The sequence below is a fragment of the Prochlorococcus sp. MIT2308 genome (assembly GCF_059772345.1).
Map to the genome: position 1 here is coordinate 1007236 of NZ_CM186283.1, position 16900 is coordinate 1024135.

A 16900-nucleotide genomic window follows, 5' to 3' on the forward strand; every position below is an offset into this window, starting at 1 on the left:
TTTCTATATACAATCCCATCTAAGTCAACGTTTTTCTAAACCCAAAAGATATGTCTTTAACTCTACGAGTTCTTGCTCCTGATCAAAGCGTGTACGATGATTCTGCTGATGAAATAATACTTCCAAGCACCACAGGGCTATTGGGGGTACTACCTGGTCACATTTCAATGGTTACTGCTATTGATTTTGGTGTTTTGAGGGTTTTAAAAAACGGTACGTGGGATTCAATCGCACTAAGTGGGGGTTTCGCGGAAGTGGAATCCAATGAAGTTACAGTTTTAGTAAATAAAGCTGAGATGGGGAAAAATATTGATTCTGCCAAAGCTGAGGCTGAATTAGAACAAGCTAAAAATCAACTAAGTCAAACTCAGGATAAAGAATCCTCCCCCGAAAAAATAAAAGCTCAAGAAGCATTGAACAAAGCTAAAGCATGGTTTAATGCTTCAAAATCTGACTAAAGTTTAAAAAAAGTTTCGTCTTGAACAAATATTTTGTTGAAGGAATTTTTTATGCCGTACCGCAGAAAGTAACATCAGGGAATTTAATTTTGGCTTGTTCTAATGTCTTTCCTTTTCCTTCCTCTTGCCAATAATTAATCACCTCTGTCGCTTTGTTTAGAACTTCCACTCTTTCATTATCAGTAATCCAACTTTTTTCTTCTAATTGAGACTTTAATGTTTCCCATGCGTCCTCTCTTGGCCAAAAGAAATAGGCTGTAAGAGGGCTGGGCCCTCCTCCAACAATTTGATCAACAGCCAAAGCTACATTGTCTGGCAACCAAAGAATTTTCAATAAAAATCTTCCCTCATCGGCCTTTGGTGTATGTCCTGAAGGGACTCCATCTGCATCTATCGTTGCAGTTGCTAACGCAGCAGCACCTCCAAGTGCACTTGGTCGACCTGATTTTGTCTCTTCAGAGCTAACTTTCCCTTGGTTTTCAGATTGTGGGATTCCCTCAGTACTTGTTACATCTTCTTGCACAGTACCAGCCTCTTCAGAAACCATCATCTCTAAGTTTTCTACTAGCTAACAAGATAATAATCTAACAGGAACTAGGACCTATTTGAATTACTAGATTAGGAATTCAAAAGGTTTTCTATTATTTGATAATGATGGGATTATGAAAGTAAAAAAATTTTTGGGAAGATTAATTCCTCATTGAGATTCAATTAAACAGATTTTCTCCGAATTTTCTCAATGAATTCAATCATTTTTCCAAATCATTCACATTCTTAGTCGCACTACGACTCAATACTTCTACAGAATTTTTTGTTACTAAAACATCATCCTCAATGCGAATCCCAATACCCTTCCACCTCTCATCTATATCAGGCTGCCCCTCGGGTACTGCTAAACGATCACTTATATAAATACCAGGTTCAACTGTTAAAACCATTCCAGGTTCAAGCTTCATATGATAATCACCAAGTCGATATGCCCCTACATCATGAACATCAAGGCCTAACCAATGACCTGTTCGATGCATATACAAATGAGAGTAAGCTTCTTGTTCAATGATCGAATCCACTTCGCCAACAAGCAGTCCTATGTCAACCAAACCTTTAATAAGATGCTTCAACGCAGTCATATGTACATTTTCGGCGTTAGCACCTGGTTGAACGCATTGAATTGCGGCTTCTTGAGCTGTGAGAGTAATTTCATATAAAGCTTTTTGTTCTCCCGAAAATCTCCCATTAGCAGGAAAGGTTCTTGTTATGTCGCCATTGTAATAATCATCCAAAGAGCAACCAGCGTCTATCAAAACAAGCTCTCCATCTCTTATTGGTGAATTATTTGCCGTGTAATGAAGTACACATGCATTGTCACCTGAAGCAACTATTGAGCCATAAGCAGGACCTCTTGTCCCCTTTTCAAGAAAGTATTTTTCTATTTGAGCTTGCAAATCTCTCTCATTCATCCCAGGGCGTGCATATTCTCTAACTATTTCATGACCCTCTGCAGAAATTTGTGATGCAATACGCATCCTTTCTATTTCAAACTCATCCTTATGAAGTCTCAGGTCATGAAGTATTGGGCAAGGTGCAATCATTGAAAACGGAGCAAAGCCACTTCTAGGAAGTTTTTGTAAATGCTCAGACCAAGTTTTCAAAACCAGAGGTTCCAAATGTGGATGTTTTCCAACTCGAAACGCAATCCCTTCAGCCCCTTTTAAATAATGAGGCAAAAGGTTTGGTAATTCATTTAAAGGATGGGATATGTCAACATCGAAATTATCTAAAACTCCTTTTATTCCCCACCTAAAGCCAGTCCAAACTTCTGCTGCAGACTCTTTTGGCAATACGAACAATACATATTGCTCTCCCTTGGGTTTATGAGGTAAAAACAATGCCACTGCATTTGGCTCATCGAAACCAGTTAAGTACCAAAAATCACTATTTTGCCTGAAAGGATATTCACAATCTGCATGATGAGTCACGAGTTCTGCAGCGGGGATAATGGCCGCATATTCTCCTAAATGTGACAGAAATATGTTTCTACGGCGACGAAAAATGCTTGAATCAGCCACAAAAATAACCCTATTTACTCTTTAGGATGGCAAGAGAACTGACTTAGTGGAAAAATAAAAGCAAAAGATCCTTACTATTTAAAAAATCTTTAGGGGATGAGCCAAGACATTCTGCTCTTAACTGCACTTATCGCAGTTATTTTAATGGGTTCTGCAATGTGCTCAGGGATAGAAGCAGCGTTATTGGCTGTCAACCCATTACGCGTGCATGAGCTTGCCAGAAGAAAACCAAAAGTACTGGGAGCTAGAAGATTAGAAAAATTACGTCACCGAATTGGAAGAACTCTAACTGTAGTCACCATTGCTAATAACAGTTTCAATATTTTTGGAAGTTTAATGGTTGGTAGCTACGCAAGTTTTATTTTTCAAAATAGGATCGGAAATGTAAAGCCAATATTTTTTATTGGCCTAACCATTCTTGTTTTACTTCTTGGAGAAATCGTACCCAAAGCACTCGGTACAAGGCTTGCATTGCAAATAAGTTTAACGAGTGCACCTGTGCTTGATTTCTTAAGTATAGTTATGCGTCCATTGCTAATAGTTCTTGAACGTCTACTACCAATTATCACTGCCAAGAGCGAGCTAACAACAGACGAAGAAGAAATAAGACAGATGGCCAGGCTGGGATCTCAAATAGGTCAAATAGAAGCAGATGAGGCTGCAATGATATCCAAAGTTTTTCAGCTTAATGATCTTACGGCTAAAGATCTAATGACTCCACGAGTTGCTGCTCCAACACTTCCAGGAGGAGTTTCTTTGCAATCTGTTAAATCAAATTTATTAGAAAATAATGCCACATGGTGGGTAGTATTAGGGGAAGAAGTTGACAAGGTTGTTGGTGTCGCTAACCGTGAAAAGCTTCTAGCATCTTTACTTCAAGGAGACTCTCATTTGACTCCTTACGATCTAAGCGAAAATGTAGAGTTTGTGCCAGAAATGATTCGAGTAGATAGACTACTGATTGGCTTTAATGAAGACAAAAACGGAGTCAGAGTTGTGGTAGATGAATTTGGTGGATTTGTTGGTTTAATAGGAGCAGAAGCTGTATTGGCGGTTTTGGCTGGTTGGTGGAGAAAATCAAATAAATGATTAACAAAACAGACTTAGCTACAAAATGCAAGTTTTGCATTGATCAATGGAAAGAGAACCTAAATCTTACTAATTACGAGAGAACTAAATTTGCTAATATTTTGAGTCAGCTAGAAGTTCAAATCAACAAATTAGAAAAAAAAGAACTACTTATATCAGTCTATGGACGAGTTGGAGTTGGGAAATCAAGCTTGTTAAATGCATTAATTGGAAAGCAAATCTTTCCAACCGATGTGCTAAACGGGAATACAAAGACTATTAAATCTTATACGTTGGAGAAAAGATTTAGCAGCTTAAACAAAGTTGAAATAATAGACTCTCCTGGTATAGATGAAATAAATAATACTAATCAAGAAGAAATACATTTTAATTACATATTAGATACTGATTTAATTCTCTTTGTAATTGATAGTGATTTAACTCGAATCGAATTGAATTCTATTGAACAGCTATTAAGGCATAATAAACCCATACTAATAGTCTTAAATCGTTGTGATCAATGGAATGCAAAAGAGACAAAGCTAATACTCTCAAGTATTCACAGAAAATTATCATTTTGCAAACAGAAAATTAAAATTTCTCTAGTTTCATCGTCTCCAAGGGAAGCAAAAATAAAATCAGACGGAACTGTTAGAAGTGAACAAAAAACTCCTAAAGTTGATATTCTCAAGAATGAACTTAAAGATATTCTCGATCAAAGCGGGGAATTACTAATTTGTGTAAATAGTCTTAGAATTGCAGACTATTTATACAAATCACTTAAGGAGAATCGACTACTTAAAAACAAAGCAGAAGCACAAAGCTTAATCGGCAAATATGCAACTTTAAAAGCCTCAGGAGTAGCAATTAATCCCTTTTTAATGATTGATCTTCTTACTGGTCTTGCTTTTGATAGTGCCCTTGTTATCCAATTAAGTAAACTATATGGATTAGAGGTAGGTGGTCCATCCGCTAGAGAATTAGTTAAAAAGCTTGGTTTTCAAAATTCATTACTGGGTGGGGCACAAATAGGCATACAACTTACTTTAAACATTTTCAAGAAAATACTGTTACTTGCTGCACCTCTTACGGGAGGATTAAGCCTTGCACCCACTGGTCTAATAGCCATTGCACAAGCAACTCTTGCGATTCATTCAACAAAAATCATAGGTCGTCTCGCAGCTTATAAATTTTTAAGGAGTACAAATAAAAAAGATGGGCGACCTCGATTAATGTTGAACTATCTTCTCAAAAAAAATACAGACTTTCGAATAATGCTTGGTGACTTTAAATTTCTTACATCAAGTACTACAAAAAACAAGAATTATTTGTTGCCATGAAAGCTAAAACAAACACAATAGCTTTATTCGGTACAAGTGCTGATCCGCCTACCTTAGGTCACGAGGCCTTGTTGAATGAATTAACAAAAATCTTCCCAAAAGTCATAACATGGGCAAGTGATAACCCTGATAAAACACATCAAATTCCTCTTCTAAAAAGAACTCAGCTTTTAAGAATACTTGTACAAAAAATTTCACATCCTAAATTAGAGCTAGTTCAAGAATTGAGTAGTCCTAGGACAATTCATACTCTAAAAAAAGCTTCTCAACTATGGCCCGAAGCGAAGTTAAGTTTTGTAATTGGTAGTGATTTAGCTGCTCAAATTCCAAAATGGCTCAATGCTAGGTCTATTCTCAGTAAAGCAGCAATAGCTATCACAATGAGAGATGGATGGCCAATTAGCGATAATCAATTAGATGAAATTAAAAATCTTGGTGGTGAAATTGATCTATTGCCTTTTAATATACCTGAATCATCAAGTTCGAAATTTAGAGAGAGACCTCAAGAAGTTCTTGTCCCCCAAGAGCTTGTTCCATTACTAATTGAAGAAAATCTATACGGTCTGGCAGATAACAAATAATGAAATTAGCCTTAGCCCAACTAAATCCAGTCATTGGAGATCTTGATGGTAATGCAGAAAAAATATTTGAATTAAGTAAAGAGATTAAAAACGAAGATGTTGATCTAGTAATAACACCAGAGCTTTCTTTAATCGGCTACCCTCCAAAAGACTTACTATTTAATCCAAAACTGTTCGAAGAGGAAAAAAATGTCTTAAACAAATTAAGCGAAAGATTAAGTAATCTTAGTCGAGACTTATCTGTATTAATTGGTATCGCAGAACCAACTCCAGATGAAGAAATTCCTAAACTTTATAATTCAGTTGTTATTCTAGAAAAAGGTTCCTGGAGAATCGTTGCGAGGAAGCAACTCCTACCCACATACGATGTGTTTGATGAAAAACGCTATTTTCGTTCTGCAGAAAATAGTAGTATTTTAAATTTTAATCGCCAAAAAAAACGCTGGAAGATTGGAATAACCATTTGTGAAGATATATGGGTTGAGAAAAACTTACAAAATGAGAAGATCCAAGGGAAAGACCCTTTAAGATCCCTAGAACAAGAAAAATTAGATCTACTGATTAATCTCTCAGCTTCTCCATTTATTGAAGATAAAAGTTTACTACGCCAACGCATAGCAGCCAAAGCAGCTATACGTCTTTCATGCCCCGTCATCTATGTAAATCAAGTAGGAGGGAATGATGAATTAATTTTTGACGGTTCTAGTTTTGCTCTTAACAACGAAGGGAAATTACGGCATGAACTTCCTGCCTTCACAGAGTCAATTAGTCTTTGTGACATATCTTCCCTCAAACAAAAAACCTCGATATCGAGTAAAAGTCCAACATCACAAGAAGTTCTTTTCAGAGCTTTAGTTCTTGGAGTTAAAGATTATGCAAGGAAATGTAATTTCAAAAGTGCGGTTATTGGATTAAGTGGGGGGATCGACTCAGCACTAGTGACCGCTATTGCAGTCGCAGCTTTAGGCAAGTCTAAAGTTCATGCAATTTTAATGCCATCTCCATGGAGTTCAGCAGGGTCTGTAAAGGATGCCACGGCGTTAGCTAATCGACTTGGGATTAATCATCAAAGGATCCCGATCTCAGCTGTAATGGATAGTTTTAACGATGTTTTATCTAATTCAATATCGGGGATACCATCCGGTATAACAGCTGAAAATCTACAATCTCGTATTAGAGGAACAATATTAATGGCTCTTGCTAATCAAAGGAAGCATTTACTTCTATCTACAGGAAATAAATCAGAACTGGCTGTAGGTTATTGCACCCTTTACGGAGACATGAACGGAGGCTTGTCTGTGATTGGAGATCTTTATAAGACAAGTGTATTTGATCTATGTGATTGGATAGATGGCGAGTCATCATCTACTTGTAGAAATGATTTCTTCCTCCCTGAATCAGGAGAAATCATAAGCTCTGAAATAAGAAGTAAGCCTCCAAGTGCTGAATTAAGACCAGAGCAATTAGATAGCGACTCTTTGCCGGATTATTTCATTCTTGATCCAATACTAAACGGGTTGATTGAACAGCATTTACCAACTGAAGTTTTAATAGAAAAAGGTTTTAATAAGAAGATAGTTCTCCAAGTCGCCAATTTATTAAAGAAAGCTGAATTCAAACGTTATCAAGCCCCTCCTTTGTTGAAAATCAGTCATCAAGCTTTTGGAAGTGGGTGGAAAAAGCCAATAGCCTCAAGATAAATCTTTGAATCTACTTCTTTTCGTCATTAATTTCTTTTAAGCAATCAATTGGTCTTCGTAGAGACTTAATATTAATCCCATGACGTAAAGCTGTTATTAGTCCCGCAGCCTCTAAATAATTCTCAGCATACAAAATATACTTATCTTTATCACCAGGTACGCAATCTAGCCTCATCTTTTTGGAGCTTACATTTAATACTCCTTGATTAGAAACTACTATTAAAGGAATAAATCTTTCGATGCAAGACAAAACTGCTTCGCCACCCAATGCACCCTGCGGAACAACAACAGCTCCCAAATCACTATTCCTTAATAAAGTTTTCACCTGTGAAAAAGCATTATCTTTGGTATTCATAGCTGACTTACCGATCAGATCGGGTGCGCGACTAAGACCAACTAAAACACTTTGCAAAAATGTATACCCAATCTCCTCTCCCGAGGTTCGAGGGTCTAGATCATAATCAATTGGTAATGGAGCTAACCCCGGTGCATGGGCACAAGGAATCAGTAAATGTTTTACGAGGAAATGACTGATTACAGCCTCGAGTCCCGCAATGACATCAACACCATTACCTTGTCTATAAAGTTGAGTTTCTAATTCATCACTATCATCAGGGAAACGCGTTACTACAGCAATTGCTGTTGCACCAGCTTTCTTCAGTTTTTCGGCAGCTCTCAAAAGAACATCTGGATCTTCTATACTCCCCCAACTTGAACCACTTAAACCTTTCCTCAGATTCATTCTTATAGCTCTTTCAGTTGTAATTACAGGACCAATGTCTAGACCCAGGGTTGCAATACAGCCATCAGCAACTTGTAAATGTCTTTTTTTCAAGTCAGGCTCTAAACCAGCATCTAATAGCAAACCTACTTTTTGTTGTCTTACTGGCTTGAGAAACACTTCTCCAGCGGCAAAAAGATTTAAACTATAACCTTCTACATATTGGATACAAGTATCTGGCCAATACAAAGATCCACCATTCATAACATTGGGATGAGTTATCAAACAGTCACTCACAGAAGCCAGTAATCTTGCAACGGGTATTGCATCTCCTGCATAGCCACCGACACTGCACCCTATACCTGTAGGAATAATCAATAATGTAGGCAAAGGATCAGTATTAGTCATAAAAGATCAATTCAATTCAGGGATTAACGCCTTTCTCCTTATCCTGATTAATAATCAACACAACTTCCACCGATACTATCTGGATTTTTTTTTCAGCATGAGTCGTCACTGAAGTAATAGCCCACCTTAGTGGGTCACCAAATTCTCTTAGCACAGATAAAATATATTTTTTTAAATCAACTATGCTCAATTCATAAGGCCAATCAATGTCCAATTCTATAAATTCAAGTTTCACTTTATTAATTACTTATACTTTGCGAATTTGCAAATTAGATAAAAATAAGAAACTACGCTGCAGCTCCACCAACAACTTCTAAAATTTCTTGTGTAATTGCTGCTTGTCTAGCCTTGTTATAATCAATAGTAAGGTTTTTAGCTAACTCCTTAGCGTTATCACTAGCGTTATTCATTGCAGTCATTCTGCTCGCCAACTCCGAAGCAGCTGACTCCTGTAACGCACGTAGTAATTGATTCTGCAAATAAAGAGGCAAAAGAGCATTCAAAAGTTGATCAGGACTTTGTTCGAAAACAATATCCGATGGTAATTTCGGTTCTTCATTCGACGGAGCAGCATCTTTTTCAATAATAAGTTGGCTATCTTTTGTAGTTAATCTAAAAATCTCATCTTCTGAATCTGCTATTCCTTGAGGATCTAAAGGTAAAAGAGTTTGTATTGTTGGGTTACAACTAACCAAACTAACAAACTTAGTATAAATGACCTCTACTCGATCGGTACTTTCGGAGAGAAATTCTGCTAATACTTCACTCGTTATAGAGCTAGCATCCTCAGAGGTCGGCACTTGTTCTAATTCTTTAAAAGTAGCTCTTATATTATAAAGGCTAGATCTATTCTCAAAATAACCTATTGCTTTCTTACCGATTAAGACCATGTCAGGACTATATCCTTGACTTTTTAATTCGGCATAGCGTTTCTCTGTTCGTTTAATAATATTTGCATTGTAACCTCCACATAATCCTCTATCCCCAGTAACAGCTAAGAGAGTGATTGTCTTAACTTCACGCCTATTTAGAAGAGGAGAGTCAGCAGCTTCAAACTGCATCCTTGATTGTATATTTTCTAAAACCCTTGCCAATCGATCAGCAAAAGGTCTACTCCTTAGGACCTGATCCTGTGCTCTCCGAACTTTTGCAGCAGCAACGAGTCTCATTGCTTCTGTAATTTTCCTTGTGTTTTTGACAGATACAATTCTGTCTCGTATGTCCTTGAGGTTAGCCATAGGTAATTTTCTCTCTTAGATAGCCTTTGCGTTTAAGCCGCAAGCATTGAGGATTTAACCTCGTTAATAGCGTCTTTAAGCATTGATTCAGATGCTTCACTTAATACTTTTTCCGAGAGAACATTATTAATAAAATCAGCCTTGTTTGTTTTTAGATAATCACGCAATTCACGAGCAAATTTTGTAACTTCCTCCTCAGGCACCTCATCAATCAATCCTTTAACCCCTGCGTATACAATAGCTACTTGCTCAGCTAAATTCAGAGGATCAAATTGGGGTTGCTTAAGTAGTTCTCTTAGTCTTTTTCCCCTGCCTAATTGCTTTTGAGTAGCCTCATCAAGATCAGATGCAAATTGAGAGAATGCCGCAAGTTCATCAAACTGAGCTAGCTCAAGCTTTAGAGTACCAGCTATTTTCTTAATAGCTTTCGTTTGAGCAGCTCCTCCCACTCGGCTAACTGAAATACCAACGTTAATTGCAGGTCTTAATCCAGAGTTAAACAAGTCAGAGCTCAAGAAGATTTGACCATCAGTAATTGAAATAACATTGGTGGGGATATAAGCAGAAACATCTCCTGCTTGCGTTTCAATAATAGGTAAAGAGGTCATTGATCCTGCACCCATCGAATCAGAAAGTTTTGCAGCCCTCTCTAGTAAACGACTATGGCAATAAAAAACATCTCCTGGATATGCTTCACGACCTGGTGGACGACGTAAAAGTAATGACATTTGCCTGTAAGCCTGAGCTTGCTTGGTTAAGTCGTCATAAATAACTAGTGTCGCCTTACCTTGATACATAAAGTGTTCTGCAATTGCTGCACCTGTATAAGGAGCTAAATATTGCAAAGCTGCAGCTTCAGATGCACCTGCATTAACAATAATTGTGTAATCCAAAGCTCCTTTTTCTTTCAGAACTTCAACTACATTTGCCACTGATGCTTGTTTTTGACCAACGGCCACATAGACACAAACAACATCTTGACCTTTTTGATTGATTATTGTATCGATTGCTATTGCAGTTTTTCCTGTTTGACGATCTCCAATAATCAACTCTCTCTGACCTCTTCCAATAGGAATCATCGCATCAATGGATGTTATGCCCGTTTGCATAGGCTCATGTACTGACTTCCTCTTAATAATTCCAGGAGCTATTGACTCAATTAGTCTTGAGTCTGTTGTAGCCATCTCACCTTTTCCATCTATTTGCTGTCCAAGAGGGTTAACAACTCTTCCTAGCATTGCCTCACCAACTGGAACTGAAGCAATCTTTCCAGTTGCTTTTACTGTGCTTCCCTCTTGAACTCCTAAAGCTTCACCCATCAAAACGACACCGACATTGTCATCTTCAAGGTTTAATGCAATACCTTCTGTTCCATCCTCGAATTCAACAAGCTCACCTGCCATAACCTTTTCAAGTCCATAAACTCTTGCGATACCATCTCCAATTTGCAAAACAGTACCTACATTGCTTACAGATACTGATTTATCGTAATCAGCAATTTGCTGTTTAAGAATTGAACTGATCTCGTCGGGACGTATAGAAACCATGGGATTTACTTAAAATGGGGAAGATGAAAGGGAGGGGGGAAGAGGAATAAAGCCAGAGGAGAATTAGCTGACCTTGGCCAAAGCAAGACCAAGTCGTCTAACTTGCCCTGCGATGCTGGCATCAATGACCTTTGATCCAACATTGACCACAAAGCCACCTAGCAATTCAGAGTCGACCTTTAGATCGATTTCCAAATTATCTGTACCAGCTATGGATTGTACTTTCTTGAGTAGCTCAGATTGTTGATCTTCACTTAAAGCTGAAGCTGAGGTAATTGTTGCCAAAGCAATATTTCTTTGTTCTCGATAGATTTCCAATAATCTTTCAAGAACAGAATTCAACAAACCTATTCTCTGTCTATCTGCTAAAAGTTTTAGAAGATTTAAGAAAGAGGGAGTGACCTGACTAGAAAAAAGTTTTTCTAAAGCTGCTTTCTTCTGATTAACCTCTAAAACTGGTGATGACATTGCATCACTAAATTCAGGGCAAGAATTCCAAATTTCTAGAATAGATTTAGCTTGTTTTACTACTTCATCAACCTCGTTACGGCTCTCAGCTACTTGAAGGAAAGCTTCAGCATAAGGAGTAGTAATGGTATTAAGTAGTGGCATTAGTTGTCTCCAATATTTTTAATTGACTGTTTAAGAAAATTATCTTGAGTATTTGAATCTAACTTTTTAGGAAGCATTGTTAATGCTTTTTCTATAGCAAGTTCTGCAGCCTCTTTCCTTAATTGGGAAGTTACTCTTGCAGCTTCAGCATTTAAATCAGAGGCAGCACCTTGTTTAATTCTTGCCATTTCCTCAACAGTCCTTTTTTCACTCTCCAAACGAATTGCCTCTGCTCTGGCTTTGCAGTCGTTTCTGATTTTTTCTGCTTTTTGCTTAGCGGAGGCAAGCTCGTCTTTTGCTTTTGAAAGGGAATCTTGCGCTTGGGAAAAACGCTCTTCTGCTTCTTTTAAGTCAGAGAGTATTGAAGTCCTTCGTCTTTCTAGGATTTTTCCTAAAAAGCCTGGTAAGAACTTATAGAGGCCAAAAACAACAACTGCTAAGTTGATAATGTTGGTCTCAAAAATATTTAAGTTGAGACCAAAGCCTTCGGAAGCGAAAATTAAAGAAGTCATTTTTTTGCCAATAGTCTTTCAACAATCAAATCTCCAAGATTTTCAGCTTCGCTTTTGAGTTGATTAAGAGCTTCATCTCTTTGTGAATCAATCTCACGCCTAGCTTTTTCTCTTGATGCATTTGCCTCTGAAGTAGCAAGAGCAAGAGCTTCTTTATAAAGATTCTCAGAATCCTGCTCTGCCTCAAGAATCACCTTCTGAGCTTCAAGTCGAGCCTCTTTAAGCTGCTCTTTGAGTTCAGTCTCAAGTCGTTCGACTTCAGCGATTTTTTTCTTTGCTTCTGCCCGACTGGTATTTACAAAATCCTCTCTTTCTTCAACTACCCGCCCAACAGGTTTGAAGAAAAGAGCATTAAGTATGAAAGTAAGCAACACAACCTGAACCGCCATAAGCGGAAGTGTTGCATCGAAATCAAACAGACCTCCCTCAGAGGCACCAAACAAAAACAAAGTTGGCATTAGCTAAGGTGCAAGAAATTAAGCGAGCCGAATAACGGCAATTGAAATTTGCTAAAGAATTTTCAAATATTTGGGCTGAAAGGAAACCAATTAATTGATTTACTCAATCAGCCCTTTTTTGAAATATTCAACCAGCAAAAGGGTTAGCGAAGAGAAGCACCAATGCAACCACAAGGCCATAAATGGTAAGTGATTCCATGAAAGCGAAAGAAAGAAGCAGAGTACCTCTGATCTTTCCCTCAGCTTCTGGCTGACGGGCTATACCCTCTACTGCTCCTTGTGCAGCACTACCCTGACCGATACCAGGGCCTATTGCGCCAAGGCCTACAGCTAAACCAGCTGCAACAACTGATGCGGCGGTGGTAATGGAATCCATAATTCTGCTAAAGATGTGTAGCGCTTTAAACGCTTAAAGAGTTGTGAACGGGAGTTTATACCTGCGAGGGGTGAATCTCATAGTTCTTGAGATGATACTGAAAGAATTTCAGGCCTCAAAGCAGGAAATTTGCCATTGAAAAGTTAATTCAGTAGCAAAAAATCATGATTAATGATGCTCTTCAACTGCTTCCCCGATGTAATAAGCAGCAAGAGTTGCAAAAATCAGAGCTTGAATAGCACTAGTAAACAAGCCTAGAAACATAACAGGAACGGGAAGAACAAGAGGCACAAGAAAAACAAGTACCGCTACTACAAGTTCGTCTGCGAGAATGTTTCCAAATAAACGGAATGAGAGAGATAGAGGCTTTGTGAAGTCTTCAACAATTTTGAACGGGAGCATTATTGGCGTTGGGTGAACGTAATACTCGAAGTAACGCAAACCCTTATTGCTCAACCCCGCATAGAAATATGAAAGAGATACCAGTAGTGCTAAAGCAACAGTTGTATTTATGTCAGCTGTAGGTGCACCAAGTTCTCCACTTGGTAGTTCAATCAGCTTCCAGGGAACTAATGCTCCGCCCCAATTGCTCACAAATATGAACAGAAAGAGGGTTCCTATGAAAGGCATCCAATCTCTATAAACCTTTTCACCAATTTGTGTTCTAGCCAGATCACGTATGTAATCCCACAGAAATTCCAAAAGATTTTGAACACCTTTTGGATCACGGTCCATTTTTTTTGTTCCAATGACCACCAAGGCAAGCAAAGCGCCTATGAGGAGCCATGAAGTCATAAAAACTTGGCCGTGAATTCTAAAATTTCCAATTTGCCAATAAAGGTGTTGACCCACCTCCAATTCAGCCAAAGGAAAAACAAATGGTAAAAAACCCATTTATCTGGTAGTTAGGTTGCGTAGAAAAAAAAAGCCAAACAAACAAAACTTAAAAATTTGATTTCTAACAAGCAATTAAGGCATAGATAGAAACTGAATAATTAACGCTGGTTTATAAAGCAAAAATCCTAATAAAGCCGGAATCAAATCAAGTTGAGGAAATCTAGAAGACCCCAAAACCAAAAGAACCGGAACTAACAACTGGACTTTACCGACAATTTTTGATGAAGTACCTAACCTTCCAACCCCGCGAGCAAGCAAGCGAAAATAAAGAATTCCTGATAAAGCACCAATAAATAGGCTTGCACTAGCTTGGATTCCCCAAAAGAAACCTGCTATGCCAACAGAAAAAATAGTCAATAAAAATGTCAGACGGAATACTCGAAATTGAAGTTCAAGATATTCGTCTGATTTGACTCCGGACAATGTGTCCAATGAGTCCATATCCAGAAGAGGATCATGACTTGAGCAATTGTCAACGGTCTCAGATGCCACAAAAATTCCTCCTTTTGGAGTTTCCTAGTGATAGCGAGAAGTTGTTTTGCAAACAAGACACCTAAGCTCTCTGCAAAGGCCCGGGGAATCTATCACGAGACTTGCATCAAAACAAAAAAATTTTCTCTATGAATAACTTGAAAAGTTGGTTAAATTAACAATCTGCGGAGAATTCTCAAACAAACTTTTATTTACCCAATATCAATCAAGATATAATTTGTTTAAAATTTAATCCTGTGGTTGTAAAATTAAGTTATTATTTTTTATAGTCCAATTTCTTTAATTTGCTCTCTAAAAATTAACAATTAAATTTAACTCGTAAAAAACTTCCTAGTTTTTGCGGAATTCCAAAAAAAGTAAATTAATTAAAGTTTAAAGACTTGGCAAAATGGCAATTTAACGGCTCAATGGTATACAAGCAAAATATCCTTTGAGTAATATTTCTAATAAAAAAACACCATTTACATCCAAAGCGAAAAAGAAGCATGAATCAAAAGATTTTCTGAGTAATTTTATAAACGATAAGATTCTTCCATTGCCTTGGCCATTTTGGCCTAAGGAAGGGCGTTTAATAATGGGATTAATAGCCTTTTGGAGCATTTCAGGAATTTTCATACTTGGATCAGCTAGTTGGTGGGTAGCTACCAGAGAAATGGGTGAAGGTACTTATTACATAAAAAGACAAATAATATGGTTAATCGCTAGTTGGAGCATTTTTTATCTCGCCATCAATATCAAATTAAAAAGCTGGCTTAGGGTTTCAGGTCCTTGCCTTTTTATAGGAATGCTGCTGATTGCATCAACAAGTTTTTTCGGTAGTACCGTCAATGGTTCTACAAGATGGTTGATTCTCGGTCCAATCCAAGTTCAACCATCGGAATTAATCAAACCTTTTATTATCCTTCATAGTGCAAAACTTTTTGGTCAATGGGAGAGAATAAATTCAGAAAAAAAAATTTTTTGGTTAACTATATTTGCCTCTATTATTTTATTAATTATAAAACAACCAAATTTAAGCACTGCTGCATTAACAGGAATATTACTTTGGATGATTGCCTTAGCTGCTGGTATTAATTTTCAACATCTTTTCAACACGGCCTTATCAGGCTTAACCATTGGTTCAATAAGTATTTTTTTTAATGCTTATCAGCAAAGTCGCGTTTTATCATTTATCAACCCATGGAAAGATCCGCAAGAAGGGGGTTATCAATTAATTCAGAGTCTTTATGCTATCGGTTCGGGTGGTTTATTTGGAGAAGGATATGGTCTTTCAATGCAAAAATTACAATATCTACCATATAGAAGTACTGATTTTATATTTGCTGTTTTTGCAGAAGAATTTGGATTTTTTGGATCTATTTTACTTTTGACTTTTTTACTTGTAATTTCATATTTAACTCTAAAAATATCCCTTAATTGTAGAAATAATTATACCAAACTAATTTCTATTGGATCAGGAACTATTCTTGTAGGCCAATCAATTATGCACATCGCAGTTTCCTCAGGTGCAATGCCTACAACAGGTCTACCGTTCCCTCTGATCAGTTATGGGGGAAACTCATTAATTTCAAGCTTACTAATAGCAGCCTTATTGGTCAGATCCTCTATTGAATCTTCAGATTTATTAATTAAAAATTCCGCAAATTGACGCTTAAATAGATAATCTAGAAAGGAAACTTGGTGTGGCAAATCTTTTTTTGAGCATTTCTTCCATAAGTTTGGTTTTCTCTGATATGGCTCGTCATGGCGAGCACATAATTAATAATGGGCTAAATAATCCAACCCCTGTATCACTCCTCATAGTTTTCACTGGAGGCCTTTTAACAAGTTTAGGCCCCTGCTCATTATCACTATTACCAATAACAGTTGCATATCTAGCTGGATTTAAAAGTAAACAAAACCCCTTACAAAAAACTTTTAGTTTCTGCGGCGGGATAGTTATATCACTAGTGATTCTAGGAAGTCTAAGCGGTTTTTTAGGGAAAATTTATGGCCAATTACCTGGTTTCTTTTCAATATTTATTAGTCTATTAGCCATAATCATGGGTCTTAATCTCCTTGGGCTCTTAAAAATCTCCCTTCCATCTGGACCTGATCCTGAAGCTTGGACAAGCAAAGTTCCCCCAGCTTTCGCACCGGTTTCAGCAGGGTTAGCTTTTGGATTAGCCTCCTCGCCTTGTACAACTCCTGTTCTTGCTGTTCTTCTCGCATGGGTTGCCAAGGAAGGTAACCCCATTAGTGGCACAATTTTTCTTGCAAGCTTTGCGATTGGGCAAATTGTTCCTTTATTTATTGCAGGTACTTTTGCAGCGAGTGTTCCAAAATTATTATCTTTGAGACCTATTGGGAAATGGGTTCCACCAATTAGTGGGGTGATTTTATTAACCGTAGGTCTTTTGAGCCTTTTTTCTACTTGGATATGA

Annotated in this window: 19 protein-coding genes; 7 read left to right on the forward strand and 12 right to left on the reverse strand. The window is 37.5% G+C overall.

Annotated elements, in window-relative coordinates; translation table 11 throughout:
* Window positions 1-50: 50 nt before the first annotated feature.
* Window positions 51-458, forward strand: coding sequence for an ATP synthase F1 subunit epsilon (gene atpC, locus AC6EIW_RS06025; RefSeq protein ID WP_498519821.1), 408 nt, complete (start codon window positions 51-53; stop codon window positions 456-458).
* 49 nt (window positions 459-507) lie between these two features.
* Here atpC and AC6EIW_RS06030 read toward each other — a convergent pair whose 3' ends face one another.
* Both AC6EIW_RS06030 and AC6EIW_RS06035 read right to left on the reverse strand, forming a co-directional pair.
* A complete protein-coding gene (locus AC6EIW_RS06030; RefSeq protein ID WP_498519822.1) occupies window positions 508-1008 on the reverse strand; it encodes a 30S ribosomal protein PSRP-3 in 501 nt (166 codons plus the stop codon).
* Between the two features lie 199 nt (window positions 1009-1207).
* A complete protein-coding gene (locus AC6EIW_RS06035; protein WP_498519823.1) occupies window positions 1208-2527 on the reverse strand; it encodes an aminopeptidase P N-terminal domain-containing protein in 1320 nt (439 codons plus the stop codon).
* A 96-nt stretch (window positions 2528-2623) separates the two neighbouring features.
* Between AC6EIW_RS06035 and AC6EIW_RS06040 the strand changes: the two genes are divergently transcribed.
* From AC6EIW_RS06040 to AC6EIW_RS06055, 4 genes are read left to right on the forward strand one after another with little or no spacing between them, the layout of a single operon-like run.
* Window positions 2624-3616 carry a CNNM domain-containing protein gene (locus tag AC6EIW_RS06040; RefSeq protein WP_498519824.1) on the forward strand — a complete coding sequence of 331 codons (993 nt, stop codon included), beginning with the start codon at window positions 2624-2626 and terminating at the stop codon, window positions 3614-3616.
* On the forward strand, window positions 3613-4935 hold the full coding sequence (locus AC6EIW_RS06045) for a GTP-binding protein (RefSeq protein WP_498519825.1): 1323 nt from the start codon (window positions 3613-3615) through the stop codon (window positions 4933-4935). Before AC6EIW_RS06040 ends, AC6EIW_RS06045 begins: the two co-directional genes overlap by 4 nt.
* Window positions 4932-5516 (forward strand): nicotinate-nucleotide adenylyltransferase, encoded by a 585-nt coding sequence (locus AC6EIW_RS06050; RefSeq protein ID WP_498519826.1) that lies wholly within the window; start codon window positions 4932-4934, stop codon window positions 5514-5516. The genes AC6EIW_RS06045 and AC6EIW_RS06050 overlap by 4 nt, the downstream gene beginning before the upstream one ends.
* A complete protein-coding gene (locus tag AC6EIW_RS06055; protein WP_498519827.1) occupies window positions 5516-7216 on the forward strand; it encodes an NAD+ synthase in 1701 nt (566 codons plus the stop codon). The genes AC6EIW_RS06050 and AC6EIW_RS06055 overlap by 1 nt, the downstream gene beginning before the upstream one ends.
* Before the next feature lie 10 nt (window positions 7217-7226).
* On the opposite strand, the gene AC6EIW_RS06060 is transcribed toward AC6EIW_RS06055, so the two are convergent.
* From AC6EIW_RS06060 to AC6EIW_RS06105, 10 genes are all read right to left on the reverse strand, one after another.
* Complete coding sequence (locus tag AC6EIW_RS06060; RefSeq protein WP_498519828.1) at window positions 7227-8345, reverse strand: DUF3326 domain-containing protein; 1119 nt, start codon at window positions 8343-8345, stop codon at window positions 7227-7229.
* Window positions 8346-8361: 16 nt separating this feature from the next.
* Window positions 8362-8580, reverse strand: a complete 219-nt coding sequence (locus tag AC6EIW_RS06065; protein WP_498519829.1) for a DUF8621 family protein — start codon at window positions 8578-8580, stop codon at window positions 8362-8364.
* Window positions 8581-8632: 52 nt separating this feature from the next.
* Window positions 8633-9583, reverse strand: coding sequence for a F0F1 ATP synthase subunit gamma (locus AC6EIW_RS06070; protein WP_498519830.1), 951 nt, complete (start codon window positions 9581-9583; stop codon window positions 8633-8635).
* Between the two features lie 32 nt (window positions 9584-9615).
* Window positions 9616-11130 (reverse strand): F0F1 ATP synthase subunit alpha, encoded by a 1515-nt coding sequence (gene atpA / locus AC6EIW_RS06075; protein WP_498461456.1) that lies wholly within the window; start codon window positions 11128-11130, stop codon window positions 9616-9618.
* Window positions 11131-11193: 63 nt separating this feature from the next.
* Window positions 11194-11742 carry an ATP synthase F1 subunit delta gene (gene atpH / locus AC6EIW_RS06080; protein ID WP_498519831.1) on the reverse strand — a complete coding sequence of 183 codons (549 nt, stop codon included), beginning with the start codon at window positions 11740-11742 and terminating at the stop codon, window positions 11194-11196.
* Entirely contained in the window at window positions 11742-12254 is a 513-nt protein-coding gene (locus tag AC6EIW_RS06085; protein WP_498519832.1) for a F0F1 ATP synthase subunit B, read from the reverse strand. The genes atpH and AC6EIW_RS06085 overlap by 1 nt, the downstream gene beginning before the upstream one ends.
* On the reverse strand, window positions 12251-12712 hold the full coding sequence (locus AC6EIW_RS06090) for a F0F1 ATP synthase subunit B' (RefSeq protein WP_498506063.1): 462 nt from the start codon (window positions 12710-12712) through the stop codon (window positions 12251-12253). The genes AC6EIW_RS06085 and AC6EIW_RS06090 overlap by 4 nt, the downstream gene beginning before the upstream one ends.
* Before the next feature lie 127 nt (window positions 12713-12839).
* The gene (gene atpE / locus AC6EIW_RS06095) at window positions 12840-13088 is read right to left on the reverse strand and encodes an ATP synthase F0 subunit C (protein ID WP_011125758.1); all 249 of its coding nucleotides are present in this window, start codon (window positions 13086-13088) and stop codon (window positions 12840-12842) included.
* A 168-nt stretch (window positions 13089-13256) separates the two neighbouring features.
* Window positions 13257-13982 carry a F0F1 ATP synthase subunit A gene (atpB, locus tag AC6EIW_RS06100; protein ID WP_498461460.1) on the reverse strand — a complete coding sequence of 242 codons (726 nt, stop codon included), beginning with the start codon at window positions 13980-13982 and terminating at the stop codon, window positions 13257-13259.
* Between the two features lie 75 nt (window positions 13983-14057).
* Window positions 14058-14477, reverse strand: a complete 420-nt coding sequence (locus AC6EIW_RS06105; RefSeq protein WP_498519833.1) for an ATP synthase subunit I — start codon at window positions 14475-14477, stop codon at window positions 14058-14060.
* Between the two features lie 430 nt (window positions 14478-14907).
* Between AC6EIW_RS06105 and AC6EIW_RS06110 the strand changes: the two genes are divergently transcribed.
* Both AC6EIW_RS06110 and AC6EIW_RS06115 read left to right on the forward strand, forming a co-directional pair.
* Window positions 14908-16125 carry an FtsW/RodA/SpoVE family cell cycle protein gene (locus tag AC6EIW_RS06110; RefSeq protein WP_498519834.1) on the forward strand — a complete coding sequence of 406 codons (1218 nt, stop codon included), beginning with the start codon at window positions 14908-14910 and terminating at the stop codon, window positions 16123-16125.
* A gap of 34 nt (window positions 16126-16159) precedes the next feature.
* Window positions 16160-16900, forward strand: coding sequence for a cytochrome c biogenesis CcdA family protein (locus AC6EIW_RS06115; protein ID WP_498519835.1), 741 nt, complete (start codon window positions 16160-16162; stop codon window positions 16898-16900).